The sequence below is a fragment of the Burkholderia glumae LMG 2196 = ATCC 33617 genome (genome assembly GCF_000960995.1).
GTDB lineage: Bacteria > Pseudomonadota > Gammaproteobacteria > Burkholderiales > Burkholderiaceae > Burkholderia > Burkholderia glumae.
Genome location: NZ_CP009434.1, coordinates 649838 through 674428, shown reverse-complemented (window position 1 = coordinate 674428; position 24591 = coordinate 649838). Strand labels below are relative to the sequence as shown.

20 protein-coding genes are annotated in these 24591 nt (G+C 68.6%); 6 read left to right on the top strand and 14 right to left on the bottom strand.

What is annotated here, in order from left to right; genetic code table 11:
* Positions 1-38 precede the first annotated feature (38 nt).
* The gene (locus KS03_RS04130; protein WP_015878044.1) at positions 39-374 is read left to right on the top strand and encodes a c-type cytochrome; all 336 of its coding nucleotides are present in this window, start codon (positions 39-41) and stop codon (positions 372-374) included.
* 68 nt (positions 375-442) lie between these two features.
* Here the strand turns inward: KS03_RS04130 and KS03_RS04125 are convergent, their stop codons facing one another.
* A complete protein-coding gene (locus KS03_RS04125) occupies positions 443-682 on the bottom strand; it encodes a hypothetical protein (RefSeq protein ID WP_015878045.1) in 240 nt (79 codons plus the stop codon).
* Positions 683-1393: 711 nt separating this feature from the next.
* Between KS03_RS04125 and KS03_RS04120 the strand changes: the two genes are divergently transcribed.
* Positions 1394-3103 (top strand): bifunctional aminoglycoside phosphotransferase/ATP-binding protein, encoded by a 1710-nt coding sequence (locus KS03_RS04120; RefSeq protein ID WP_015878046.1) that lies wholly within the window; start codon positions 1394-1396, stop codon positions 3101-3103.
* Between the two features lie 254 nt (positions 3104-3357).
* Here KS03_RS04120 and KS03_RS04115 read toward each other — a convergent pair whose 3' ends face one another.
* The 4 genes from KS03_RS04115 to KS03_RS04100 form a co-directional block, all read right to left on the bottom strand.
* On the bottom strand, positions 3358-3732 hold the full coding sequence (locus KS03_RS04115) for a hypothetical protein (RefSeq protein WP_045678785.1): 375 nt from the start codon (positions 3730-3732) through the stop codon (positions 3358-3360).
* 131 nt (positions 3733-3863) lie between these two features.
* Positions 3864-4409: an Hsp20/alpha crystallin family protein gene (locus KS03_RS04110; protein ID WP_015878048.1), complete on the bottom strand. Its 546-nt coding sequence runs from the start codon at positions 4407-4409 to the stop codon at positions 3864-3866.
* Between the two features lie 237 nt (positions 4410-4646).
* Positions 4647-5297, bottom strand: a complete 651-nt coding sequence (locus tag KS03_RS04105; protein ID WP_015878049.1) for a BON domain-containing protein — start codon at positions 5295-5297, stop codon at positions 4647-4649.
* 196 nt (positions 5298-5493) lie between these two features.
* Positions 5494-6021 (bottom strand): flavodoxin family protein, encoded by a 528-nt coding sequence (locus KS03_RS04100; RefSeq protein ID WP_015878050.1) that lies wholly within the window; start codon positions 6019-6021, stop codon positions 5494-5496.
* Positions 6022-6164: 143 nt separating this feature from the next.
* Here KS03_RS04100 and phaZ point away from each other — a divergent pair, with 143 nt between their 5' ends.
* On the top strand, positions 6165-7439 hold the full coding sequence (gene phaZ / locus KS03_RS04095) for a polyhydroxyalkanoate depolymerase (protein ID WP_015878051.1): 1275 nt from the start codon (positions 6165-6167) through the stop codon (positions 7437-7439).
* Position 7440: 1 nt separating this feature from the next.
* Here phaZ and adhP read toward each other — a convergent pair whose 3' ends face one another.
* The 8 genes from adhP to KS03_RS04055 form a co-directional block, all read right to left on the bottom strand.
* Positions 7441-8469 carry an alcohol dehydrogenase AdhP gene (gene adhP, locus KS03_RS04090; RefSeq protein WP_015878052.1) on the bottom strand — a complete coding sequence of 343 codons (1029 nt, stop codon included), beginning with the start codon at positions 8467-8469 and terminating at the stop codon, positions 7441-7443.
* Positions 8470-8578: 109 nt separating this feature from the next.
* Complete coding sequence (locus KS03_RS04085; protein WP_015878053.1) at positions 8579-9970, bottom strand: NAD-dependent succinate-semialdehyde dehydrogenase; 1392 nt, start codon at positions 9968-9970, stop codon at positions 8579-8581.
* A gap of 30 nt (positions 9971-10000) precedes the next feature.
* Positions 10001-11425: an NAD(P)(+) transhydrogenase (Re/Si-specific) subunit beta gene (locus KS03_RS04080; RefSeq protein WP_017432761.1), complete on the bottom strand. Its 1425-nt coding sequence runs from the start codon at positions 11423-11425 to the stop codon at positions 10001-10003.
* Positions 11426-11428: 3 nt separating this feature from the next.
* Positions 11429-11719 (bottom strand): NAD(P) transhydrogenase subunit alpha part 2, encoded by a 291-nt coding sequence (locus KS03_RS04075; protein ID WP_015878054.1) that lies wholly within the window; start codon positions 11717-11719, stop codon positions 11429-11431.
* 56 nt (positions 11720-11775) lie between these two features.
* Positions 11776-12870, bottom strand: coding sequence for an NAD(P) transhydrogenase subunit alpha (locus KS03_RS04070; protein ID WP_015878055.1), 1095 nt, complete (start codon positions 12868-12870; stop codon positions 11776-11778).
* A gap of 476 nt (positions 12871-13346) precedes the next feature.
* A complete protein-coding gene (locus tag KS03_RS04065) occupies positions 13347-14117 on the bottom strand; it encodes a response regulator (protein ID WP_015878056.1) in 771 nt (256 codons plus the stop codon).
* A gap of 232 nt (positions 14118-14349) precedes the next feature.
* Positions 14350-17889, bottom strand: a complete 3540-nt coding sequence (locus tag KS03_RS04060; RefSeq protein WP_035984537.1) for an amino acid permease — start codon at positions 17887-17889, stop codon at positions 14350-14352.
* Complete coding sequence (locus tag KS03_RS04055; RefSeq protein ID WP_015878058.1) at positions 17886-19553, bottom strand: hybrid sensor histidine kinase/response regulator; 1668 nt, start codon at positions 19551-19553, stop codon at positions 17886-17888. Before KS03_RS04055 ends, KS03_RS04060 begins: the two co-directional genes overlap by 4 nt.
* Positions 19554-20293: 740 nt before the next feature.
* On the opposite strand from KS03_RS04055, the gene KS03_RS04050 reads away from it, so the two are divergent.
* The 3 genes from KS03_RS04050 (at position 20294) to KS03_RS04040 (ending at position 23315) form a co-directional block, all read left to right on the top strand.
* Entirely contained in the window at positions 20294-22012 is a 1719-nt protein-coding gene (locus KS03_RS04050) for a methyl-accepting chemotaxis protein (protein WP_015876330.1), read from the top strand.
* A gap of 150 nt (positions 22013-22162) precedes the next feature.
* On the top strand, positions 22163-22738 hold the full coding sequence (locus KS03_RS30985; protein ID WP_127913887.1) for a hypothetical protein: 576 nt from the start codon (positions 22163-22165) through the stop codon (positions 22736-22738).
* Positions 22739-22823: 85 nt separating this feature from the next.
* On the top strand, positions 22824-23315 hold the full coding sequence (locus tag KS03_RS04040; RefSeq protein ID WP_017924237.1) for a hypothetical protein: 492 nt from the start codon (positions 22824-22826) through the stop codon (positions 23313-23315).
* Between the two features lie 97 nt (positions 23316-23412).
* On the opposite strand, the gene KS03_RS29535 is transcribed toward KS03_RS04040, so the two are convergent.
* A protein-coding gene (locus KS03_RS29535) for an IS5-like element ISBugl2 family transposase (RefSeq protein ID WP_085962356.1) occupies positions 23413-24230 on the bottom strand; the annotation gives its coding sequence in 2 pieces (ribosomal slippage) (positions 23413-23882 and positions 23882-24230; 819 coding nt in all).
* Between the last annotated feature and the right edge of the window lie 361 nt (positions 24231-24591).

Sequence of the window (24591 nt, the reverse complement as noted above, 5' to 3'; positions counted from 1 at the left end):
CGGCCCGCCGATCGTTGCGGAGCCGGCCGCCGGCCCGAATGAGGCTCACCTGGCCGCCCGCCCTCGCCCTGCTGGTCATGCTGGCGACGAACAGCCCTGCCCGGCCGGTGGAGCCCGAACCGACGGAACTGGTCGATTCGCAGCACTGCATGTTCTGCCATACGCCGGACATGCCGTTTCTCGCCCCGTCCTTCCATCAGATTGCGCAACGGTACCGCGACGTGCCGCATGCCGAGGCGCAGCTGGCCATCAAGCTGCGCCTGGGCGGGCGCGCGCACTGGGGAGACACGCCGATGCCGACGGCCGGCGAGCGCGGCGGCCCGCTCTCGCCGGCGCAGGCGCGCCGCCTCGCGCGCTGGGTGCTGGGCCAGTGAGTGAGGGGCGCCCCGGCGGCCGGGGTGCCCGCGCCAGGCTCCGAGCCCGCTGCCCGGGCGGCCGGCGCTCATATCGTGAAGGCGTTCGCCTTTCTCATCTCGATCCAGGTCATGCCCACCCGCAGCCCTTCGACGGCGGCGTCGGCTTCCCGCGGATGGCAGCGGCTGTGCGTGAAGGCATGCTCGCACGGCCCCTCAGGCAAGCGCAGCATCAGCTGGATTCGGCATCGGTAACCGCCGGCTTCCTCGGCGACCGTCTCGATCGCCACGGACCAGTCCGCGTCATGCAGTTCTCCTGACAATGCCATCGCGCCTCCCTGCGGGATCTCGGAAAGCGCGCCGTCCACCGCGGCGCCTTTCCCGCACGCCTCGAGGCGGCGCGCGCCAGCCGATTGTGCGCGCAGGAAACCGGGGATTTCTGACTCAAGTCAAGCGTCAACGGGGCAGGCTGCGCCGGCCTCGATGGACTCGGGTCAAGCGACAGGAGACTGTCGGCGATGTCTCGACACCGCCGCGCGCACGCCGTCCGCAAGCGGCGGCACGCTTGGGGAGCATCTGGAGCCGGGACGGCAATTGCGGATCGATTGATTGGCGCGCTGCGGCGGCACGGCCGCTCGTCAATCGCTCGTCAATCGCCTCTGCCCGGCCGGCGCCGGCTTCGGCGGCCTGGGCAAGCGCATGCCGCCGTGACTGCGCGCCGGTGCCCGGGCGGCGTCGATCTCGGCGGGCAGTGAAAACGAGCGGTTCGAGCCGCCGCGACGGCGCTCACGCCGGATCACGCGCTCGCCGCCCCGCCCCGCTGCGCCGCGCCGCGCCGCGCTCGCGAAGCGTAGCCCTGCGCCGCGTCCCGTTCCCGCCGCTGCGGCGATTGACTTCCGTCAAGGCTCGAGCCGCGATCCGGTACATGCTGCTGGCAGGCCGCGCGGCGCGGGCGGGACGCGGGCGACTGCCGGCCCGCCCGTGGGACCGCCCTCGCCGCGAACCGCGCGCAGGCCGCGCGCCGCTCCGGGAGACCATGCATGCCGCACCCGCCCTACCTGCCGTTCGCCCTCGGCCGCGGCCCGGCCCGGCAGGCCGAGCGGCGGATCGATCGCGCGCTGCGCCGTCCGTCCACCTATCCCCATCCGGCCGGCCGGATCGAGCGAATCGAGACCCATCTTTCGGTGGTTTACCTGGCCGGCCGGTATGCCTACAAGCGCCTCAAGCCGGTGCGCCTGCCCTTCGTCGATCTGGCCCGCGCAGCACAGCGGCGTCGCTGCGCGCTGGCCGGATACCGGCTCAACCAGCGTCTGGCCGGCCCGCTGTATCTCGGCGTCTGGACGCTCCTGGCACGCGGCCGCCGCTGCGCATTCGGCCGCTCGGCCCGCCCCGGCCGGCACCGGACGGCAAGCCCAGCGGGCGAATATGTGGTGCGCATGCGCCGCTTCGATGCCGACGCCCTGCTGTCGGCGCGCTGCGCCCACCAGGCCGAGGCGCCGGCGGACGCCCAGGCCCTGGCGATCGCGCTGGCGCGGGACCATCGCCAGGCGCCGCGCTGCCGCGAGGGGGACGCCGCCCGGGCGGCCGCGCAGTGCCGGTCCCTGCTCGACGAACCGGACGCGACGGTGCCGGACGAAGCCGCGCTGCGGGCCTGGTACGCGGGCGAGCTGGATCGCATCGAGGCCGCATTGCTGCGTCGTCACGCCGAGGGTTTCGTGCGCGTCTGCCACGGCGACCTGCATCTGGACAACATCGTCCGCTGGCGGCAGCGCGTCCTGATGTTCGACTGCATCGAATTCGACGAACGCCTGCGCCGGATCGACGTCGCGAGCGACCTCGCCTTCGCGTTGATGGACTACTGCGCGCACGGGCGGGGAGACTGCGCGCATCGCCTGCTGTCGGTCTGGCTCGCTGGCACCGGGGACTACGCGGCCCTGGCCGTGCTGCCCGGCTATTTCGTCTATCGCGCGCTGGTCTGCGCGCTCACCGCCCGCCTGCGCGGCGAGCACGCCGCGCGCGCACGCTACCTGCGCATCGCCGCGAGCATGGCGCAATCGCGGCGCGCCGCCCGGCCGCGCCTGCTGCTCTGCCACGGCTTTTCGGGCTCGGGAAAATCGGCGGCCAGCAGTGTGCTGGCCGGGATGCTCGGCGCGATCCGTCTATCCAGCGACGTCGAACGCAAGCGCATGGCGGGCGTGGCGCAAGCCGTGCGGCTGCCGCCCCCGGCCTATTCGGAGACCGCGATCGACGCCGTCTATCAGCGCCTGCTCGAGCAGGCGGCCAGCGTTCTCGCCAGCGCCCAGACGGCGATCGTCGATGCGAGCTTCCTGCGCCGGCGGCACCGCGCCGCCTTCCTGGCGCTGGCCGAGCGCCTCGGCGCCGAGGCCGCGATCCTCGACTTCGACGCCAGCCGGGAAACGCTCGCCGCGCGCCTGCGTGCCAGGGCAAGGCTGGCCCGCGACCCGTCGGACGCGGACACGGCGGTGCTGGCTCGACAATGCTTGCAAGCCGAGCCGCTCGAACCCGCCGAGGCGGCACTCGCGATCCGCTTCGATACCGGCTGCGATGCCGGCGCCTACCTCTGCCGCCGCTTCTGGCAGCCGCTGTTCGCGGCGCTGCCCATCAACGGCGCGGGCGACTCGCCGATCCGGGCCGGCGCAGCGGACCCGCCCGCCGAGCATGCGCACGGCGCCGGCACGAGGCGCTGCGCGGCTTGCGGGCCGCTCGGCGTGGCTGCCGCGCAGGCCTGAGCGCCGCGACGCCGCGCCCCTGCCCGGTCCCGGAATCGCCACGATGCGCCCGCCATGCGCATCGCGCTGTTCCTCGCCAGGATCGCCTGCTCGCCGAGCAGTTCACGGGGCCGGGCTTCGTCGGCCGGTTCGCGCCCCGGCCGCCCGGCTCGCGGCCGTGCGTGGCGGCGGCAGGCCATCGTCGATCGCTTGAAACCGGGCCTCGCGACGTCCATCGCAGGCGCGAGCCCACCTCCATCCCAGGCGCCCCTGCCCTAACGGGGCGCCGCGCCGGGCGAGCCGGAGTCCGGCCAGGCGATGCGCAGATCGACGGCGCCGCGAGCCGGCACCAGGACTTCGCGAACCTGCTCGATAGCGCCGTGGCGCGCCCGGATCGTGTAGGGTCCCGGGCTGAGGTGCGCGGCCAGGAAGGCCCCGGCAGTGCGCGCCCTGAACAGCGGCCACGGGCCCGAGGCAATCTCGAAATCGATCCCGGACAGGTAGTCGCCGCGTGCCGAGATGACCGCGATCCGCAGGTTGTAGCGGCTGGCGACGGCGCGCAGCGTTTCGACCTGCGCCGCGACCACCGCGCCGGGCACGATGCGGGGCGCGTCCTGCGCGGCCACGGCGGGCGCGCCGGCGGCGGGCATGGCACGCGCGGGCGAGCAGGACAGCGCGAGCGCCAGCAGGCAGCCCGCCGTGCCGCCCGGCAGCGGCGGCCGCCCGCGTCCGGCGCGGCGCCCGGCCCGGCCTCGCGCCCGGCTCATGCTCGGCACGCGCCTCAGCCGGCCTTGATCTCGATGCGCTTGGCGGCCCGGCACGCCTCGGCAGTCTTCGGCAGCGTCACCTTCAGCACGCCCTTGTCGAAGGACGCGGCGATCTTGTCGAGGTCCACGCCTTCGGGCATCGGAAAATACCGCTCGAAGGTGCCGAAACGCCGTTCGCGCATGTAGTAGTCCTTGTTTTTCTCCTCCTTGTCCTCCTGCTTCTCGCCGCGAATCGACAGGCCGCCGCTCGCGAGCGTGACCGCGATGTCCCGCTTGTTCATGCCGGGCAACTCGGCCGTGATCTCGTAGGCCTGCTCGGTCTCGGACAGGTCCACGGCCGGGGCCGACGCGCCGTTTCCGTCGCGATGCCAGAACGGCTCGACATCGAGCAGCGAGCGGCGGATCGCCGACAGCCGCGCGGCCGGATCGAAATCGTCGAAAACGCGGTCGATTTCGCGGCGCAGGGTCTCGAGCGGATGACGCAACGAACGCGTGAGCGCGCCACGCTCGACGGGATCGGCGGGTACGCCGTTCGATGGCTTGTGGTGGGATTCGTTCATGGCTGCACTCCTGAGGGGCAATGGAGTCGACATTCTCGATCGCGCCATGCCCTGGGGATTGATTGAAGTCAACGGCGTACCGCCGCCTGCGCGGCGCCTGGTCGATACGCGCGGCGAGCGGCACGAAGCGCGGCGCCTGCCCGCGAAGCCGCCGCCGCCCTCCGCCACGAGGAGCGGCTCGCGCCCGAGAGCCGACCCGCCGAGGGTGCGCCCGGCATCGGCCGCATGCCGCCGGGCTCAGGCGACGCTCAGCTGATCAACCACCTCGCGCACGCCGGGGGCCGACCATGCCGCGTTGCGGGCGAGTTGCAGCTCGCGCAGCGAATCCACCCGCCCCGTCAGCGTCACGCGGCCGTCCTGGATCGTGACGGCGACCTTGCCGGCCACGTCCGCCGCGTGGCGGGTCATGGCCGCGGCGATCTTGGCCGCGACATCGCTCTGCGCCGGATGCCGGCGCACCCGGATCTCGTTGTTGACGTGGGTGACGCCGCTCAAGCGTTCGACGGCGCGCTCAGCGGCCTGCATCTGGTGCGCCCCGTCGACGTCGCCCGATAGCGTCACGCGGCCGCGCTCCACCGTGACGTGCACCGCCTGCTCGCCGAGCGCCGCATCCCACGCCAGCACCGCTCGCGCCGCGGCCGCGATATCCGCGTCCGTGCGCTGCGCCCTGCCCGCAGTCCGCACCGTGAGGTCAAGCACCACGCCGCGGACCTCTGCGATCCGCTCGACCGCCTTGCGCAGCGTGATCTTCCCCAGGTAGCTCGGCACCTCGCCGCTGAGCGTGACGATCCGGTCATGGACCGCGACGCCGATACGCGCCGCGTCGATCGACGGGTCCCACGCGAGTTCGCTCTCGATGTCCTTCTTCAGCTGGATGTCGGTCTTCATGGTCCTAGGCTCCTGTTCGTGCGCGGCAGGTACAACCTTAGGCATGCCGCCCGGCCCGCGATTGACTCAGGTCATTCGCGGGCATCGGCCGCGCGCCGGGCGCGGCGGGGCCGGCCGGCGCCGCGCCCGCCTCGGCGTGCCGACGCAGCGGCGCGGCCAGGGCCGCAACGCGCCCCCGTCCGCGCCGGCGGCCTGCTCACGGCGCATGCGCCTGCCATTGCCGCTCGGCAAGCCGGTCCGTGATGGTGCGGGCGAAGCGCGTCAGCTTGTCGTGAACCGCGTCGCGCCGGACGTCGCGCGAAAGGAAAGCACAGCTGCCGAGCGGCCGCTGACCGATCAGCGCCTGCATCTGCGCGAACACCGCGGCGTCGCCGCTTGCGCCCATGGTGCAGAACAGCGCGGTTGCGCGCGCGTCGCGGCCGTGCCGGGCCAGCCAGGTCGCCACCGGGGTGCAGACGCGCCCGGCCCATACCGGCGTGCCGATCACGACCAGCTGATAGGCCGCGATGGTGCTGAGCGTCGGCAGAAGATCGGCGGATCGTCCCGCCAGCACGTGCACCAGCGAGCGCAGATAGCCAACCGGGCCGGCCCGGCGCTGCTCGTCGATTTCGTGCAGGCGCTCGCAATCGGCACCGAGTTCGTCGGCAAGCTGCCGAGCCAGCCGGGCGGTGGTTTCGCTGCGTGAGTAGAACAGCACCAGCGCGCGTCGGGATGAGGTCGTCATGCTCCGCTCCTGCCATGCGGGAAGATCGGCAGGCCAGCTTAGGCCGCGATACCGCGATCTCGCTGACTCAGGTCAAGGCCGGCCCGGAGCGGGAGACGACAGTGTGCCGGTGAGCGCTCCGGCTCGTGTCGAGGATCTTTGCGATGTGGTACGACCTGATCGAACAGCAAGCCCGCTGGTGGCGCGCATGGCGCGCGGCGACGGCGTGGACCGGCGCCCTCGGCGACGCGACGGCGGCGGCCTGCTGCGCCGACCTGCTCGAACCGATGCTGGGCTGGCAGGACGGCATGCCGCCGTTCGAGATCGATACGATCGTGCTGAAGGGACGCGCCGTCGGCATCGACAGCACGGTCGCGGCATGCATGCCGTTTTGCGCGCTGCGCCGCTTCGCCCGGCGCAACGCGCGGCGCGCGATCCTGCTGTGCGTGCCGCTGGCCGGCCATGCCGCGGTGATGATGCGGGACACCGTCGAGGCGCTCCTGGAGGATGGCGACGTGTTCGTCACCGAATGGGCCAACGCGCGCGACGTGCCGCTCGATGCGGGCCGCTTCGGTCTCGACGAGTACGTCGCGATGCTGGATGGCTTCGTGGGCTGGCTGCTGACCGGCACCCGGCCGGTGCACGTGGTCGCCGTCTGCCAGGCGGCGGTCCCCGGCCTGGGCGCGATCGCGCTGCGGGCCCAGCGCGGCGCCCCGATACCGGCCAGCCTCACCCTGATCGGCGGCCCGCTCGACGCACGCATCCATCCAAGCGCGCTCGGCATCGCGGCCTGCTCGCATTCGCTGGCGTGGTGCGACAGCAACCTGATCGACGTGGTGCCGCAAGGGTTTGCCGGCCGGGGCAGAAAGGTGTTTCCGGCATATCTCCAGCGCGCGGAGATCGCCTTCGTCTACCCGCATCGCTACCTCGAGATGGCGCAGCGCTGCCGGTCGGCCGCCTCGAGCGGCGACGCCCGCGCCTACGAGGGCGCACGGCGGGCACTGAACGAATATGCGGCCTTGCTGGACATGCCAGCCGAGTATTTCCTCGATACCGTCGATTCGGTATTCCAGCGCGCCAGCCTCGCGCAGGGCGACTGGCGGGTAGGCGGCGTGCGCGTCGATCCCACGGCCCTGTGCGATCTCGACCTGCTGACCGTGGAGGGCGGCCGCGACAGCGTCACCGGCGCCGGCCAGACCCATGCCGCGCTGGCGATGTGCGGCGGTCGGCCCGGCCGGCAACGCATGCGCCTCGACGTCGAGGACTGCGATCATTACGGCTTGTTCACCGGCCCGCGCTGGCGCGGTGAGGTCCATCACGCGCTGCGGGCGAGGTTCGCGCACGCCGAACTCGCGCGGGCCGCTCGAGCGGTGCCGGATCCGCTCGACCGCCCCATTGACGCCGATTCATCGGGAATCGGCCGCTCGTGCGCGCGGTGACTCAGGCGGAAAAGTCGATCACCATGCGGCCCTGGATATCGCCCTGATGCATCTTCGAGAAGATGTCGTTGATATCCTCGAGCTTCGCGGTGCTGACCGTCGCCGCCACCTTGCCTTCTCCGGCAAAGTTGAGCGCCTCCTGAAGGTCCAGGCGCGTCCCCACAATCGAGCCGCGAACGGTCACGCCGTTGAGCACGGTATCGAAGATGGACAGGGGGAAATCGCCGGGCGGCAGACCATTCAACGACACCGTGCCGCCTCGGCCGACCATCCCCATCGCCTGGGCAAACGCGGATCGCGAGACCGCGGTGACGAGCACGCCGCGCGCGCCGCCCACGGCGGACCGCACGAACTGCACGGGGTCCTCGCGCTTGGCATTGACGGCCAGGGCGGCGCCAAGCCGTTTCGCCAGCTCGAGCTTCTCGTCGTCGATGTCGACCGCGATGACGTTCAGGCCCATCGCCCTGGCGTATTGCACCGCGAGATGCCCCAGGCCGCCGATTCCGGAGATCACCACCCAATCGTCCGGCTTGGTGTCGGTGACCTTCAATCCTTTGTAGACGGTCACGCCGGCACACAGGATCGGCGCGACGTCGACGAAGGGCAGGTTGGCCGGAAGGTGCCCGACGAAGTTCGGATCGGCGACCACGTATTCCGCGAAGCTGCCGTTCACCGAATAACCGGTGTTCTGCTGGGATTCGCACAAGGTTTCCCAGCCGCCGAGGCAGTGTACGCAGTGGCCGCAGGTGGCGTAGAGCCACGGCACGCCGACGCGGTCGCCCTCGCGCACATGCCTGACGCCCGCGCCCACGCCGACGACGTGGCCGACGCCCTCGTGGCCGGGAATGAACGGCGGCTTCGGCTTGACCGGCCAGTCGCCCTCGGCGGCGTGCAGATCGGTATGGCACACGCCGGTGGCCGCGATCCTCACCAGGATCTGGCCGGGCCCCGGCACCGGTACGGGCACTTCCTCGATCGCGAGCGGTTTGCCGAATTCACGCACCACTGCGGCCTTCATCGTCTTGGACATGAAACGCTCCTTAGCATAAATGGGCGGCCATGCTTCGTCGCGTCATGGGCACGACCGCGTTCAGTGCTGCGGCGGCCGTCCCCGGCCTGGGCCGCCGCGGGCGGAACGATTAGAAACGGGCGTCGATATCGACGATATCGATGAGCTTGTGATTGACGAACTCCTTGAGTCCGAGATCGAGCAGTTCCCGGCCGTAGCCGGAACGGCGAACCCCGCCGAAAGGCAGATCGGCCTCCACCTTGGTGGGGTGATTGACGAATACCATGCCCGTCGAGATCTGCCGCGCCACCCGCGCGCCGCGCTCGACATCCCGCGTGAAGACCGAGCCGCCGAGACCGAACGGCGAATCGTTGGCGATCTGGATGGCATGCGCTTCGTCCCTGGCCCGGAACAGCATCGACACCGGCCCGAAAAACTCCCAGTAGCGCGCCGGGTTGTCCTCGAGAATCCCGGTCAGGATGGTCGGCTGGACGAAGGCGCCCTGCGTCGGCACCGGCGCGCCCACTGTTTCCGCCTTCGCGCCGTGCGCCACCGCCTGCTGAATCTTCAGCTTGACCTCGTCGGCGGCCGCGCGCGAGGAAAGCGGAGCCAGCGTCGTCTCGGGATGGAACGGGTCGCCGCACCGGAGTTCGGCCACGCCTTGCCGGTAACGTTCGAGAAAAGCGTCGTACACGGCGTCCACCACGATCATCCGCTTCGACGACACGCAGACCTGTCCGCCGTTCCAGTGCCGGCCGAACACCGCCCACTTCACCGTTTTTTCCAGATCGGCATCGTCGAGCACGACGAACGCATCCGCACCGCCCAGCTCCATGGTCGATTTCTTGAGCGCGGTGCCGGCCATGGCGGCAACCGTCGAGCCGGCGTCCTCGGAGCCCGTCAAGGCCACCCCCTGCACGCGCGCGTCGCGGATGATGAGGCCCACCTGGCTGCGGGTGGCGTAGAGATTGATGAAGGCGCCTTCCGGAAGGCCGGCCTCGCGCATCAGCTGCTCGAACGCCGCCGCGCACTGCGGAACGTTCGAGGCATGCTTGAGCAGCATCGTGTTGCCGGCCGAAAGCTGCGGCGCAATAATGCGGGCAATCTGGTAGTAAGGAAAATTCCACGGTTCGATCGCGAGCAGCACGCCGAGCGGCTCGTAGACGATCTCCGCCCGCCCTTCCGCGGGGTCCGCCACGGCAAGCCGTCTCGGCGCGAGCAGTGCGGCGGCATGCTCGGCGTAGTAGTCGAAAATGCGGGCCGACAATTCGACCTCCGCCTTCGCTTCGCCATAGAGCTTTCCCATCTCGAGCGTCAACAGGCGCGCATAGGCATCGCGGTCCCGGCGCAGCAGCTCCGCCGCTTTGCGGAGCACCGCGGCCCGGACCGGGAACGGCGTGTCGCGCCAGCCCAGGAATGCCTCGTGCGCGCTGCCGATGGCGCGCATGACCTCGACATCGGTTGCCGAGGCAAACGTCTTCACTACTTCCCCGGTATAGGGGTTGATCGTCGCGTAAGCCATCTTTCCACCTTTGCAAAAAACCATCCCGAGTCAGACAACGACTTCCTTGAGCGCCTGGACCATCTGCGTGAGCACGGCCTGCGCATCGCCATACACCATGCTGCAATTGCCTTGATAAAAGAGCAGGTTCTCGATGCCCGCGTAGCCCTTGCCTTGGCCGCGCTTGATGACGAACACCTGATGCGCCTGATTGACGTTGAGAATCGGCATGCCATACACCGGCGACGACTTGTCGGTCAGTGCGGCCGGGTTCACGACATCGTTCGCGCCGATCACGAGCGCGACATCGGTGGAGGCGAAGGCATCGTTGATGTCCTCCATGTCGAAGATGATGTCGTAGGGCACGCCCGCCTCCGCCAGCAGCACGTTCATATGGCCCGGCATGCGTCCCGCCACCGGGTGCATCGCGAACTTCACGTCGACGTCGGCCGCCTGCAGCAATTTGACGAATTCATACAGCTTCTGCTGCGCCTGGGCGACCGCGAGGCCATACCCCGGCACGATGATGACGCTCGAGGCATAGCGCATGTTGATGGCCGCGTCGGCGGCGTCGGTCTCCTTGACGCTGCCCTGTACCGCACCGGCCTGCCCGGCCGGTGCGTCGCCGAAGTTGCTGAACAGCACGTTGGCCAGCGACCGGTTCATCGCCTTGGCCATCAGCAAGGTCAGCAGCGTGCCGGCGGAGCCCACGACCATGCCGGCAATCATCAATGCCGGGCTGGCCAGCGTATAACCCTCGAGCCCCACCGCGAGCCCCGTGAAGGCGTTGTAGAGCGAGATCACCACCGGCATGTCGGCGCCGCCGATCGGCAGCGTCATGAGCAGTCCGAACAAGAGCGCCGATGCGAAAAACGCCATGGCCAGGACCGCCGACCCGCCACCGCCCGCGACGTCGTGCGGAGCAACCGCCAGCGCGACGCCGAGCACCAGGCTGGCGACGAAGACGGCTGCATTGACGACGCGCTGTCCGGCGAAACGCCATGGCTTCTCCAGCCGGCCATCGAGCTTGGCCCAGGCGACCGCCGAGCCGGTCAGCGAAATCGAGCCGATCAGCGCGCCGGCCAGCGTGACGCCGGACACCAGCATGCCCGGCGTGCCGCCCCGCGCCACCTCGGCGGCGGCAATCGCGGCCGCGGCACCGCCGCCCATGCCGTTATAGAGCGCAACCATCTGCGGCATGCCCGTCATCTGGACCCTGCGGCCGGCCCATGCCGCCCAGCCGCCACCGAAGGCCAGCGCGAGCAGCGCCAGCGCCACGTTCACGACAAGCCGGCCCGATGCCGCGGCAGGCAGGTCGGCCATCACCAGGAAGGCGGCCGCGATCGCGACGGCCATCCCGATTCCGGCAAGCTTGATACCGGACAAGGCGGTCACCGGCGAGGACATCCGCTTGAGCCCGAAGATAAACAGCGTGACCGCAACAATCCCGCTCAACTGCTCGATATCGATGAACATGGATCAGTCCTTCTTCTTGTCCGCTGCCCGAAACATGGCCAGCATGCGGTCGGTCACCACGTAGCCGCCGGCGGTATTCGCCGCGCCGAGCACGACCGCGACAAAGCCGATGATCTGGCCCGTCACGCTGGTCGCCGTCAGCAACGCGTGCAGCGCCCCCACCACCACGATGCCGTGGATGAAGTTCGATCCCGACATCAGCGGCGTGTGCAGAATCGACGGCACCCGGCTGATGACCTCGTACCCCGTGAAAGCGGCGAGCATGAAAATGTAAAGCGCGATTATCAGTGTCACGATGATTCCCGGATCAAGCGATAACGTGATGGCAGGCCTGGCGAGGGGAAGGGGCGCTAGCGAACGGCGCCGTCATGCGTGACGGCGGTCCCGGCCACGATTTCGTCGTCGAAATCGATATGCAGCGCGCCGTCCTTGACCAGCAGTCCGACGAAATTCAACAGGTTCTTCGCATAGAGTTCGCTGGCATGCTGGCTGAGCAGGGAAGGCACGTTGCAGGGCCCGAGAATCGTGACCGGCCCGATTTCCACCGTTTCTCCCGCCACCGTGCCCTCGCAGTTGCCGCCGTTTTCGGCGCCGAGGTCGACGATGACGGCACCTGGCTTCATCCTCTCGATCTGGGCGAGCGACACGAGCCGGGGCGCGCGGCGCCCCGGCACCGATGCGGTGGTGATGATCATGTCGGCTTCGGCGATATGCTTGTCCAGCACCGCGCCGACGCGCTGCCGTTCGTCCTCGGACAACTCCCGCGCATACCCGCCCTCGCCGCGCGCGTCGACCCCGGTATCGACGAACTTGGCGCCGAGGGAGAGCGCCTGCTCGCGCGTCTCCGGCCGCACGTCGTAGCCCTCGGTCACCGCGCCGAGCCGGTGCGCGGTAGCCAGCGCCTGCAGGCCCGCCACGCCCAGCCCCAGCACCAGCACCTTCGCCGCGCGCAGCGAACCGACCGCCGTGGTCAGCATCGGCAGGATGCGCGGCAGATGCACGGCGCCGAGAAGCGGCGCGTAATAGCCCGCCAGCGCCGCCTGGCTCGACAGCGCATCCATCGCCTGTGCCCGGCTGATGCGCGGAATCCGCTCCATCGCGAAGCTGGTGACGCACCGGGCGCGCAGCGCCTCGATCAGGGCCGCCTCGTGCGGCGCCTGCAAAAACGAAATCAGCACCGCGCCCGGCTTCAGCGCATTGACGACCTCCAGCGGCGGCGGCTGCACCGCGAGCAGGATATCCGCATGGGCGGCAAGCTGAATTCGATCCGAATCGAAATCGACTTGTTCGTAATCCTCATTCAAGAATTTCGCTTTCATGCCGGCACCGGATTCCATATATATCCGTGCACCAAGCCGCTGCAAACGCGACGCAACCACCGGCACGAGCGCGACACGGCACTCTCCGGCCCGAGTTTCCTTCAAAATCGAGATATTGAAAGCCATAAAATCACCGTGGTTTTTGGTGAATTTATCAGGCGATCATTTCATTACTAATTCAAATCTTCGAGCCCGCTCGATGGGAATTGACGGCGATCAAGTAAATTTGAGATGAATTCGTCACATCAAATCGACCAGACGTGGCGTGGCTGCTAGCTGAAGCAGCGTGGCGGCGCGCATCGCCTGCAAGCCGTCGAGACGCGCGCGACCTGGCATGGCACGCCGGAGTTCGCGTCGATCCGCCCGGAATGGGCGGATGAAAAACGTGGCGCTGATCTTATTCGAACGCAGCAGCCCAGCCGCTTGGCCGCCCGCAACGGACGAACGCTTTCGGCCCGTCGCGGGCTTCGATCGCGTCATCGCGGTGCCGGATTTCTGGAGGTGTGCTTGACGAGGGAGTCCGGCTCGACGCGGGCTTCGCACGGCGGCGAGAGCGACATTCGCCCGGGCCGCGGCCAGCGCCGTGCGGCCGCGGCCGCGCCTCAGCAGGCCGGCTGCAGGTGCCGGGCCAGCCCGTTCACCGCGGCACGCAGCTGGTCGCCCCGCAGGGGTTTTTCCAGAAATGCCGACGCGCGCACGTCGTCGGCCCGCGCGCGCGAATGGGGGCCGGCCTGACCGGTGACGAAGATCGCGGGCACCTGCGCGCAGCGCTCGTTGGTACGCATCACACGACAGAACTCGAAGCCGTCGAGCGCGCCGCCCAGCACCACGTCGAGCACGACGATGTCGGGCGGCGCCTGCTTCAGCAGGGCCAGCGCGGCCTCGGCCTCCGCGCATGCCGATACCTGCGAGCCGGCGCGTTTCAGCATCGCCGAGATGACCTTGCACGATACCTCGTCGTCGTCGAGGACGAGCACCCTGACGCCTTCGAGTTCCGGCGATGTCGCGCGCCGCTCGTACTTGACGCCGGCCGAACGTCGTACCCCCGAGAGCGCCACGAGGCCCGCCTGCGTCTCCTGCAGCTTGCCCAGCTCGGGCAGCCTGAGGGCCTGCGCGCTCCTGCCGGTATCGATCACCGGCTTCAGGATGGCAGGCATGCCAAGGTAGAGGTCCAGCGCATTGTCGGCGCATAGTCCGAGGCCATGCCACTTGATCAGCGCAGCAAACTCCTTCACGAAGTTCGCCGGCCGCCTTTCTGCGAAGCTCAGCTTGAACAGCGCCCCGCCGCCCGCCGCTGCCACCAGTTCCTGCCACGTGGTGAAGCCGGCCGCACGGCAGGCCTGATCGACGAGTTCGATGGTTGGGGCGGACACCTGGGGAAACTCCCCCGGCGTCGCTTGATTCGCTTTTCTTCTCGGCATCTGGTCCCCCTGTTCAAGTTAGATCGTTTGCCCACATGGGCGGGCCTGCGCCGGCGGCGGCAAGGGCGCCGCCGACCGAGCGGTTTCCCGGTTTCCCGCACCTGCGACGCAGGCTGCAGTCGGTACGATCGGTACGGCCTCGTCGGCGGCGGCCACGGTGCGGCCTGGGGCCAATGCGGATCGCTCAGCCATCGACGCTGCCCTCGGCGAACAGCGCAGTCAGCTGGCCTTGAACCAGCTGGTACACGCTGGCGATCCGCGGCACCAGCGGCGCGTCCACCTCGCCGAACTCGGCCTGTTGCTCGATATCTGCCATGAGTGCCGAAAAGCCCAGCGCACCGACGTAGGCGCTGCTGGATTTGAGCGTGTGCGCGAGCTTCGCGGCCTCGTGCAACGCGCCGCGCTCGAGCGCATTCACGAGCGCGGTCACCTGCGAGCCGGCATTGGCGAGATAGGTCGAGACGACGTCGCGGGCAAGGTCGGGCGTGTCCTCGTCGGCCAACTCCTGCAGGACCGCGATGCACTGCTCGTCGATCGCCGCCTGCGCCCGACAATCGGCTTGCGCTGCCGCGCCGCGTGATGCCGGCGCGGGGGCTTCGCCGTCCGGCAACGATCGCGGCAGGTATTTCCGGATCGCGGCAGCGAACTCAGCGAACGTGAACGGCTTGGCGACCACCTCGTCGATGCCGGCCGAACGGCATTCGACCAGGTTGGACGAGGTGAGGTCGGCCGTGATGGCGACAATCGGAACGCGCGCTGCACGGCGTGCCTGCTCCATCGAACGAATGGCGGCCGTCGCGGCCAGCCCGTCCATGCGCGGCATGTGGCAGTCCATCAGCACCAGATCGAAATACCCGCCTTCGTATAAGCGCACGGCCTGCTCGCCGTCGCTCGCGACCCGCGCTTGCAGCCCGAGCCGGCTCAGCATCGCGAGCGCCACCGCGCGATTGGTGGGGTTGTCTTCCGCCAGCAGGATCAGGGGCGCGCCCGCCGGCTGCGCCTCGTCCGGGCGCGCGGCTGGCCGGTCCGCCTCGCCGCCCGGCACGGCCGCCGGCGCCACGGCAGGCGCGCCGTCCCCCGCGGCGAGTGCCGCGAGCGGCAGCGTGACGGTGAACAGCGAACCGCGTCCCGGCGCGCTGTCGAGCGTCAGTTCCCCATCCAGCCGCTTGACCAGCTCGCGCACCAGGAACAAGCCCACGCCGGCGCCGTCGCTGTCGCGCGTTCGCGATTCGTCGGCCTGCGCGAACGAGGCGAACACGCTTTCTCGCTTCTCCTCGGCGATGCCGCGGCCCGTGTCGCGCACGCTCACCACGAGCGAGGCCGCGGCGGCACCGTCGGTTGCGAGTGTCGCGTGCAGTTGCACCGCGCCGCGCGCGGTGAACTTCACCGCGTTCGACAGCAGGTTGGCGACGATTTGCGCCAGCCGCTGCGGATCGGTCCACACCAGGCAGTCCTCGCCCTCGCACTGGACGGCGAACGCGAGGCCCTTGTCCTGCGCGTCGCGCCGGAACGGATCGCTCACGCGCCGCACCAGCTCCAGCGGCGCGACCGGCTGGCGATGGATGGCCAACGCGTCGGCCTCGATCTGCGCGATGTCGAGGATCTGCTCGATCACGGTCCGCAGCGCCACGCCCGACTCGCGGATACCCTGCAGCAGTTCACGTTCGGCGCCCTCGCGCGGGCAGTCGAGCAACAGGCCGGCCGGCCCCAGCACGCCGTTCAGCGGGGTCCGCAATTCGTGGCTCATGCGCGCCATGAACTGGTTCTTGGCGGCATTGGCGACTTCGGCGCTGTCCTTCGCGGCCATCAGCTCGCTGGCGAGTTGCTGCTGCTCGGCAACGCGCCGGCGCAGCGCGCGATTCGCCACCGTCAGACGCTCGCGGGCGTTGCGCAGCCCTTCGCGCGCATCGTCGAGCCCGAGCGCCGCCGACGCCACCTCTTTCTGCAAGGCGTCGAAGCTCACGGCCATCTCGCCGAGCTCGTTGCGGGCACGCACCCGCACCCGGCGAATATCGATCTTCGCGTGCGCGGCGTCGAGATCGCCGCGGCCCAACGCGCTCATCGCCTTCGAGAAATCCCGCAAGGTGCCGGCCGCCAGCTGCCGCGCCGCCGCGCCGACCTCCTCGGCGGCATGCGCGATCATTCCCGGCAGCACGATCCCCACCGTGATCGTCAGCAGCGCCACCACCACGAAAATATCCTCGAGCGCCGTGCGCAGCGCGACCTGGTCGGCCGGCAGACGCGAGACGGCGAGAATGTAGCCGGCGCCGTCCAGCGCCAGCACGGCCAGCATCGCCCCCGTCAGTTGCAGGTGCAGCGTGGATGCGAAGCCGGGCAGCCCGGCCCGGCGCCGGTCCTCCCAGCAGCGCCACGCGTACACCGCGGCACCGGAATAGGCCATCGCCAGGCCGAACACGACCGTGGGCAGGCCGAACTGCTGGAATCCCAGCACGGTCGCCATCAGCCAGACGGCGGCGGCGGCCACGCCGAGGCCGATCGTATGGCGCGGCGCCCGATAGGGCCGTAGCGCCTCGGGCGCGTTGCGCCTCAACAGCCAGACCGCGATGCTCGGCGCGGCGATGCCGATCAGGTAGGTGAAGTTCGCCGCGGCGACCAGCCAGATCGGGTCGCCGATCAAGAGGAACACCAGCGCGAAGCCCGCCGTCACGAGCGTGGCATGGACCGGAACGTCGCGCCGGTTGCGCACCGCCAGCCAGCGCGGCGCGAAGCCGTCGTCCGCGATCTGCGACAGGGTACGCGCCGCGCCGGCAAGCGGCTGGATCGTGCCATGGAACATGTTGAACATCATGAACCAGAGCGCGGCCGATTTCGCGGACGCGCCGAACACCGGCGCGAAGGTCGGCCCCAGCACCTGCCCGAGATCGCCGCCCAGCGGCCGCGCGCCGAGCGTGCCGAGCCACACGAGCGGCAGGCCGATGAAATAGACCGAGGCGAGCGCCGCGCTCGCCTTCATCGCACGCGGCACGTTCCTGGCGGGCCGCTTCGTCTCGCCGACGTGGCAGGCGGCCGCCTCGAACGCCGGTGCCGCGAAGCCGATCAGGTACAGGCCTGCCATCAACGAGGTGAGACCGCCGAACCAGCCGGCGAACGGCGTCGTCAGGCTGAAGTCGGTGGCGCGATGCCAGTCGGCCGTGCCGCTCAGCACCGGCGCGAGTCCGGAGATCAGCGCGAGCACCGCCGAGCAGGTGGCGATCGGTATCGCCAGCCGCGTCACCCACCGGATGCCGAGCAGGTTGAGCGCCGTGAACGCGGCCACGAGCCCGCATGCCAGCGCCGCGACCGGCACGCCGGGCAGATACCACTCATGGATCGCCGTCGCGGACAGGATCGCCGTGAGCCCGCAGGTCGGCACCCAGCCCCACCAGTAGCAGGTGGCGACGAGCGGCGACAGGACCCGCCCATACGGCCTGAATGCCTCGGTGCAGGCGGCCGCGATGCCGCCGACGCGGGTCGGCGACATCATCACCAGTTCGATCCAGCCCGGCAGCGCGGCGTAACCGAGCAGCAGCCCGACGATCAACAGCGGCACGGCCGCGCTGCCCTGCCCCGGAATGTCGCCCTGCCCGGCGAACAGCGCGGCGATCAGGAACAGGCTCTGGTTGCTGCCGCCCACGGCTAGCGCCGTGGTGCCGAGCCAGCCGATGCGGCGCCGGTAGGGCCGCGCCGCGGCGGGCCCCGCAGCCGGATTGGTCGGGATCGTCATGCGACCCGCTCCGCGAGCGTGCAGGGCGTCGCGCAGTCACGCCGCGACAGGATCTCCGTGATCGCCTCGTCCAATGCCGCGGCGCTGGCGGGCTTGACGAGATAGCCGTTGAACAGGCGCTCGACGAGCGCGTCGTCGGGCCTCGGCTGCCCCGTCAGCGCGATCAGCGGCACCGTCGCGCCGAACTCCGACTGCGTGTGCAGCTCGCGGGCCAGCGAGACGCCGTCGAGATCGGGCATCTGCAGGTCCACGATCGCCACGTCGAACGGCCGCTCGCGCAGCGCGGCCAGTGCCGCGCGGCCGCTGGCGAACGCTTCCACGCGGTAGCCGAGGCGGCTCAGCATCGCGCTCACGATCTTCCTGCCGACCGTGTCGTCGTCCGCCACCAGCACCAGATAGTCGCCGCGCCGCATCGCGGCCCGCGCCGCCGGCGCTTGCGCGGCGGCGGCCTCGACGCGGGGGGCGATCGCGCACGGCAAGCGGAGGCGGACCCGCGTACCGGCCCCCGGCTCGCTCTCGACGCCGATGGTTCCGCCCATGCCGTGAATCAATCGCTGGCAAATGGCGAGGCCGAGCCCGGTGCCGCCATAGCTGGAGCGAATCGCCGGGGCGGCCTGGCGGAACCTGGAAAACAGCGCGCGCGCGGCGGCCGGCTCCATGCCGATCCCGGTGTCGCGAACCTCGATGGCGATTTCGGCGCCTGCGTCGCGCCCCGGATGAACGGCGGCCGTCACCTCGATCTGGCCGCGCTCGGTGAATTTCAGGGCATTCGACAACAGGTTCAGCATGATCTGCGCGACGCGCGTGCGATCGCCGAGAACCGCCGGCGGCATGGCGGGATCGACGTGCAGCCGCAACTCCACGCCCTTGGCCGCGGCTTGCGGCCTAAAGACGTCGAGCGCGCAACGCAGCTCCCGGAGCAGATCGAAGGGCTCGCGGCGGAACGTGAAGCCGTTGGCCTCGATGCGCGCCAGATCGAGCACCTCGTTGAGCAGGCGCGCCAGATGTTCGGTCGACTCCAGCAGTGCCGTCGCACTGAGCGCATTAGGCAGCTCGCCGCCGTGGCACATCAGCGAGGCGATGCCCGCCACCGCGGCAAGCGGCGTGCGCACTTCGTGCGTGACCATCGCGAGAAAATCGGCGCGCTCCTTCTGCGCCTGCAACGCGGCCGCCTCGGCTTCCCGCCGCGCGGCCAGTTCCGTCTCGAGACGGCGCGTGCGCAAGCGCAAATGCAGCTCGTCCACGGCGATCGCCGCGAAATCCTTCAACGCTTCGCGCGCCGCGCTGTCAAACGCACGCGGGCGCGTGTCCACCAGGCACAGCACCCCGATCCTCTGGTCACGCTCTATCGCGAGCGCTATGCCCGCATAGAAGCGGATGCCCGGCTCGCCGCGCACTGCCGGATGCTGAGCGAAACGCGCGCAGTGGTGCGTGTCCTCCACGGCGAACACGCCGTCCGTTTCGAGCGCGGCCTGGGAGAACGACCATTCGCGCGGCGTCGATTGAATCTCCACGCCGACTTTCGCCTTGAACCATTGAGCGTCGTGATCCATGAACGAGATCACGCAGATGGGCACCGAGAAGAATTGGCTGACGCGCCGCACGATGCGGTCGTAGGCTTCTTCCGGAAATGTATTAAGTATTTGCAGCGCGTCCAGGGCCATGAGGCGCTTCGATTCCCGCGCGCGCACGTCGGCATTCGCCGTACCAGGACTGTTGGCTTGCCCGTCGCAGACGAGCGTTGTCCGATCCCCGATCACTGATATTTCTCCTGAGACAGCGCGCCCCGTCTAATCGACGACAGTTCGCCACCGCGGCGCCGAGGCCGGGAAAACATCGCATGAAAGCCGCGATCCGCAAACCAATGGCTTCGTCGATATCCTGTTGCCACTCGCCGCTTCTGCTGTAGCGAGCGGCACGGCATGCCTGCCGGCCCCACCCTTCTCAGCCCCGTTGCATCGTTTTCAGATTAAGCGACGAACCGGCCTCACTCTACTGGGGTTTTCATCCTGGGAGATTTTTTCGACACAATAATTTGCAACCCCAATACCTCGAGCGCATTCCCAATCAAGAAAATAGGCAAATATACAATCTGATTTAAACCAATAAGCAGTTGGAAAATACTGATTCGCATTACCGGTGATCCGTCGGACTGGCAGGACCGGACTCGCGGCGGCGCCGGTCGGCGCGCTCGACAGCTGTGCAGCCGGGTTCGCGAGTCGCTCGCGCCTTGCTGCCGAGTCTCCTATGCAATTCGAGCGGCCCGGCAACTGGGTATCCAGATCGCCCGGTCGTGGTTCGCGTCTTGAATCGGGACAAACACTTAACGAACTTCAGCAAGCCACCCGGGGGTCGTAATTACAGTTGTCTTTCCGACGTCCTGCTCTTTCCTGTGGAGAATGCCATGTCCTTTCTCACTAATCTGAAGATCGGCAGCCGGCTGGCGATGGGCTTCGCCATTTCGGTCGGGCTCGTGTGCGTGATCGGCGCGATGGCGATCTGGCAGATCGGCAAGGTGTATCAGAAAACCGAGGAAATCTCCGCTGCGATCCTGCCGACCGTGCAGGCACTCAGCGATGTCCGATCGATGGCCAATACCGTTCGACGCACGACCCTGCGGGGCCTGCTCGAAGCCGACCAGCCGGGGCGCGATGCGCAGCGGGCGGCGCACGACGCGGCGCTGCGGCAGTACGACAGCCGGTTTGCCCACTATAAGTCGCTGGCGAAATCGTCCGACGATGCACGGCTCACCCAGGACATCGAAGCCGCCTGGGCGATTTTCCTGAAGAACGACCAGCGATTGCTGGAGGCCGTGGCGGCGGGCAAAACCGAGGCACGGGAGGTGCGGACGCTGGCGACCCAGGCAAGCGCCGACCAGTTCGCGAGTTTCGTGAAGGCGGTCGACGCGGCGGTGCAAGCGAACCGCGAACGCAGCGATGCAGCCGACGCGTCCGCCTCCACCTCCTACCACTCGGCGGTGCTCGGCACGGTCATGCTGGTGGCGGCGGCGGTGGCCGCCGGCATCGGCATCGCGATCCTGATCACGCGCTCCATCACCCGGCCGCTCAACCGCGCGGTCACCGTCGCGCAGACCGTCGCCCAAGGCGATCTCACCTCGGACATCGAGGTGAGCGGCAAGGACGAGACGGCCATGCTGCTCGCCGCGCTCAAGGAGATGAACGCGCGGCTCGCCAGGATGGTGGGCGACATCCAGCAGAGCGCCGACAGCATCGCGATGGCGTCCTCGGAAATCGCGTCCGGCAACGTCGACCTCAGCCAACGGACCGAGGAGCAGGCCGCGTCGCTGGAGCAAACCGCCGCGAGCATGGAGCAACTGACCGCGACGGTCAAGCAGAACGCGGACAACGCGCAGCAGGGCAGCCGCGTGGCCAAGAGCGCCTCCGAAGTGGCCGAGCATGGCGGCTCGGTCGTGAGCCGGGTCGTGGACACGATGCAGGAAATCAGCGAGCGGGCCGGCCGCATGTCGTCGATCATCGCCGCGATCGAAGGCATCGCGTTCCAGACCAACATCCTTGCGCTCAACGCGGCGGTCGAAGCCGCGCGCGCCGGCGAGCAGGGCCGCGGATTCGCGGTGGTGGCGGGCGAGGTGCGCACGCTGGCGCAACGCAGCGCCGCCGCGGCCAAGGAGATCAAGGATCTGATCACGGCGTCGGCCGACGGGGTGAGCCGAGGCGAAGCGCTGGTTGCCGAGGCCGGGGCCACGATGAAGGAAGTGGTCAGCACCGTGGCGCGGGTCACCGACCTCATGGAGGAAATCTCCGCCGCCTCGCAGGAGCAGCGCAAGGGTATCGAGCAGGTGAATCAGGCGGTCACGCAAATGGATGAGGTGACGCAGCAAAACGCGGCGCTGGTGGAAGAGGCGGCCGCGGCTGCGCAGTCGATGTCCTCGCAGTCCTCGAGCCTGAAGGACATGATCACGATGTTCCGCGTCTGCGCGAGCCGCCCCGGCGTGCCCGACCAGGGTCCGCGCGCGAGCGCAGCACGCCGCGCGCCCGCGGCACGCGGCAAGCTCGCCGCGGCACGCGGCCGGGGCACGGCGCCCGCGCTGGCGGCGGCCGGCTCGCCAGCCCACGCGTCGCAGCCGGATTGGCAGACGTTCTGAACGCCGCCAACGCCGCCCGCCTGGGCGCGGCGCGGCACGCCGACGGCGCGGGCCGGGCCCCGGGCCGCGCGACTCGTCCTGCCATTCGAATTTGCCAGGCCGAGCCGCGCGGCTCTCCAGGATTCGTCGATCAAGACAAAGCGCCATGGCGTGCAAACCAGGCTGATGCGCCTACGACGCGCGAAGCTATTCACGCTTCTGCGACGGGCCGACGAGCACGATGCCCGCGCCGTGCCGCCAGCTTCGTTTTTCGGTAATGTCATCGGGAAATATATGTGTACTTTCTTCAGCTGCCTGCCGAACATCGCGAGCAGGATTCGACTGGGGCGCGCCCATCAAAGCGCAGCAAACCGGCTGCGGCGACTTTCTCGACAGCATCCGTGCTATTACGAAAGACCGGACCCGATCATTTGGGCACAGCACTGCATGGGACTGGCGGCATCGATCATCGATCGCCCGCAGGAAAAAGACGAGCCCGATTGCCGCGATGGCCAAGCGCTTCTTTCTTACTCGATCGGCTTAGCCGCCGGTTTTTACGGCATCGCCGAGGGCAAGCACTACGCACTGCGGCGCCCCATTCCCGACCGCGAATGGAGCGAAAGCCAGCTCTACGCTCTGCAAGCCTTGGGCCTCGAGCATGGCAGCTACATCCGCCTTGTTGTCGCCGGTACGGCGTCTGGCGAGATCGGCAAGGGCCGGCCTGTCCGCGCAGGCTGGCGCCGTTGATGGGGCACGCGTCCGGGCCAGCTTCTCACCGGATTGGTTATTCGCTCGTCATGGACTGAGGTCCGTATCGCTTCGAGGCGCAACAATGACGCAACTTCCTCTTTCCGGCCAGCACTGCGTGGAATGGAAATTCGCACAGATCTCCTACATCGCTCATCTGCTGAGGCTGCATGGCATCGCGACGGCGACTCTTGACACGAGACGAGGCGAGATTGCTTCGTTACGCCGGGCAGTATGCGAGTCCATTCGCCTCTCGGGCCGCAAGCAGCCGCAGACGGCGGAGGATATCGTGTTGTTCCTGGAAGCCGTTTTTTCCTTGACGGCTCCATGTCACCTGGATAGCGCAAGGCAGTTGGCCGCCCATATACAAACCGCGTTGGAGCAGACCATCACGAGCCTGCACGACCTCCCCGAGCGCGCCGTGGCGGACGAGGCGTCGACCCGCAGCGTGGACGAGGCGATAGCCTATTTATCCACGAGCTACGAGAAAAATGCGCGGCGGATGACGGCGTTACTCGCGAGTGCGGATCAGGAAATTGCTGTTTTGCAGGAGATGCTCGTGAAATTCGCGTCGTGATTTTCGATTCGGCTTCCATACTTTTCAAGGCTGCGCCGCGCCCTACATGGTGAGCGGGAACTATTTCCGGGCGGGCTCCGCTTGCTAAGAGGCCAGTTCAAAAACCCTGCTCAGCTCGTCTGAAGATGTTCCAACAGATGATCGAGCAGCCAAGTTTGAGGAATGCTTCGTGAATGTAGGCACGTCGCTCGAAGCGAGTGCGTAGGCGACGGAAATTGTGGAGCCAGGAATGCGTACGTTCGACCACCCAACGATACTTGCCCAGACCACTGCCATGCTCGGTCCGGCGCTTGGCGATCACGGGCTTGATACCGCGTTCGCGCAACGCGCGACGATGTCGGGTGGAATCGTAGCCGCGATCGGCGTAGACGACGCCGGGCTTCTGAAGCGGTCGGCCACGAACGCCGCGAATGGGTGGAATCGCATCAACGAGCGGCAGCAACTGCGTGACGTCGTTGGTGTTCGCGCCAGTCAGGATCGCAACGAGAGGAACGCCGTTGGCGTCTACGAGGACGTGGTGCTTGGAACCGGGTCGCGCGCGATCGGTGGGGTTCGGGCCAGTTTTTCGCCCGCCCCAACGGCGCGCACGGACGACGAATCGACCGCAGCGTATGACAGATCGATTTGGCCGGCCGCACGCAACTTGTCGAGTAGCAACTCGTGCAGTTGGTCCCATACACCAGCCTTTTGCCAGTCGCTCAATCGCCGCCAGCATGTGGCGCCCGAGCCAAAGCCCAGACGAGTCGGCAAGTGGTTCCAACGAATTCCCGTTTTGAACACGAACAGGATGCCGTTGAGAGCCGCACGGTCGGACACGCGCGGGCGACCAGGATCGCTCTTCGCTCGAAGCTTCGCAGGTGGCAGCAATGGTTCGATCAGTATCCACAGTTCGTCGTCAATGATTGGCGCTTCCATCCTTGGACTTCCGTTGTTCTGATGCCCAAGGTTAACAGCTTGCCGAGGAAGTAAACAGCCCCTCTCGGGAGTTTTTGAACTGGCCTCTAAGCTTCGGGGCGCATCTTCCAGCCGTCTCCGAGCTGATTCGGGCATGGCAGTGACCCGGCCATCGTGCTTTGCCGTCCATGCTGCCGCATCGGACTCGAGCTTTGCGATGACGTGCCGATCCAACGCTGACCGGCGTCGCGCGCCTGCCTCGAACATCCGTCGTGCCGATTCCGTCGTGCCGATCGATCGCTGCGCGAACGGCTGGACCGACGCGCAACGGTACTCGCCGCTCGGCGCCCTGCAACCGCCATATCGCTCGTGCGAGCGAGCG

Excerpts from the sequence above, each read along its gene's own strand:
- adhP (WP_015878052.1), bottom strand. The coding sequence starts at position 8,469 with ATGTCCAAGACGATGAAGGCCGCAGTGGTGCGTGAATTCGGCAAACCG.
- KS03_RS04125 (WP_015878045.1), bottom strand. The coding sequence starts at position 682 with ATGGCATTGTCAGGAGAACTGCATGACGCGGACTGGTCCGTGGCGATC.
- KS03_RS04110 (WP_015878048.1), bottom strand. The coding sequence starts at position 4,409 with ATGAACGAATCCCACCACAAGCCATCGAACGGCGTACCCGCCGATCCC.
- KS03_RS04130 (WP_015878044.1), top strand. The coding sequence starts at position 39 with ATGAGGCTCACCTGGCCGCCCGCCCTCGCCCTGCTGGTCATGCTGGCG.
- KS03_RS04080 (WP_017432761.1), bottom strand. The coding sequence starts at position 11,425 with ATGTTCATCGATATCGAGCAGTTGAGCGGGATTGTTGCGGTCACGCTG.
- KS03_RS04055 (WP_015878058.1), bottom strand. The coding sequence starts at position 19,553 with ATGGCCCTGGACGCGCTGCAAATACTTAATACATTTCCGGAAGAAGCC.
- KS03_RS04115 (WP_045678785.1), bottom strand. The coding sequence starts at position 3,732 with ATGCCCGCCGCCGGCGCGCCCGCCGTGGCCGCGCAGGACGCGCCCCGC.
- KS03_RS04070 (WP_015878055.1), bottom strand. The coding sequence starts at position 12,870 with ATGGCTTTCAATATCTCGATTTTGAAGGAAACTCGGGCCGGAGAGTGC.
- phaZ (WP_015878051.1), top strand. The coding sequence starts at position 6,165 with ATGTGGTACGACCTGATCGAACAGCAAGCCCGCTGGTGGCGCGCATGG.
- KS03_RS04060 (WP_035984537.1), bottom strand. The coding sequence starts at position 17,889 with ATGACGATCCCGACCAATCCGGCTGCGGGGCCCGCCGCGGCGCGGCCC.
- KS03_RS04120 (WP_015878046.1), top strand. The coding sequence starts at position 1,394 with ATGCCGCACCCGCCCTACCTGCCGTTCGCCCTCGGCCGCGGCCCGGCC.
- KS03_RS04105 (WP_015878049.1), bottom strand. The coding sequence starts at position 5,297 with ATGAAGACCGACATCCAGCTGAAGAAGGACATCGAGAGCGAACTCGCG.
- KS03_RS04050 (WP_015876330.1), top strand. The coding sequence starts at position 20,294 with ATGTCCTTTCTCACTAATCTGAAGATCGGCAGCCGGCTGGCGATGGGC.
- KS03_RS04100 (WP_015878050.1), bottom strand. The coding sequence starts at position 6,021 with ATGACGACCTCATCCCGACGCGCGCTGGTGCTGTTCTACTCACGCAGC.
- KS03_RS04085 (WP_015878053.1), bottom strand. The coding sequence starts at position 9,970 with ATGGCTTACGCGACGATCAACCCCTATACCGGGGAAGTAGTGAAGACG.
- KS03_RS04040 (WP_017924237.1), top strand. The coding sequence starts at position 22,824 with ATGACGCAACTTCCTCTTTCCGGCCAGCACTGCGTGGAATGGAAATTC.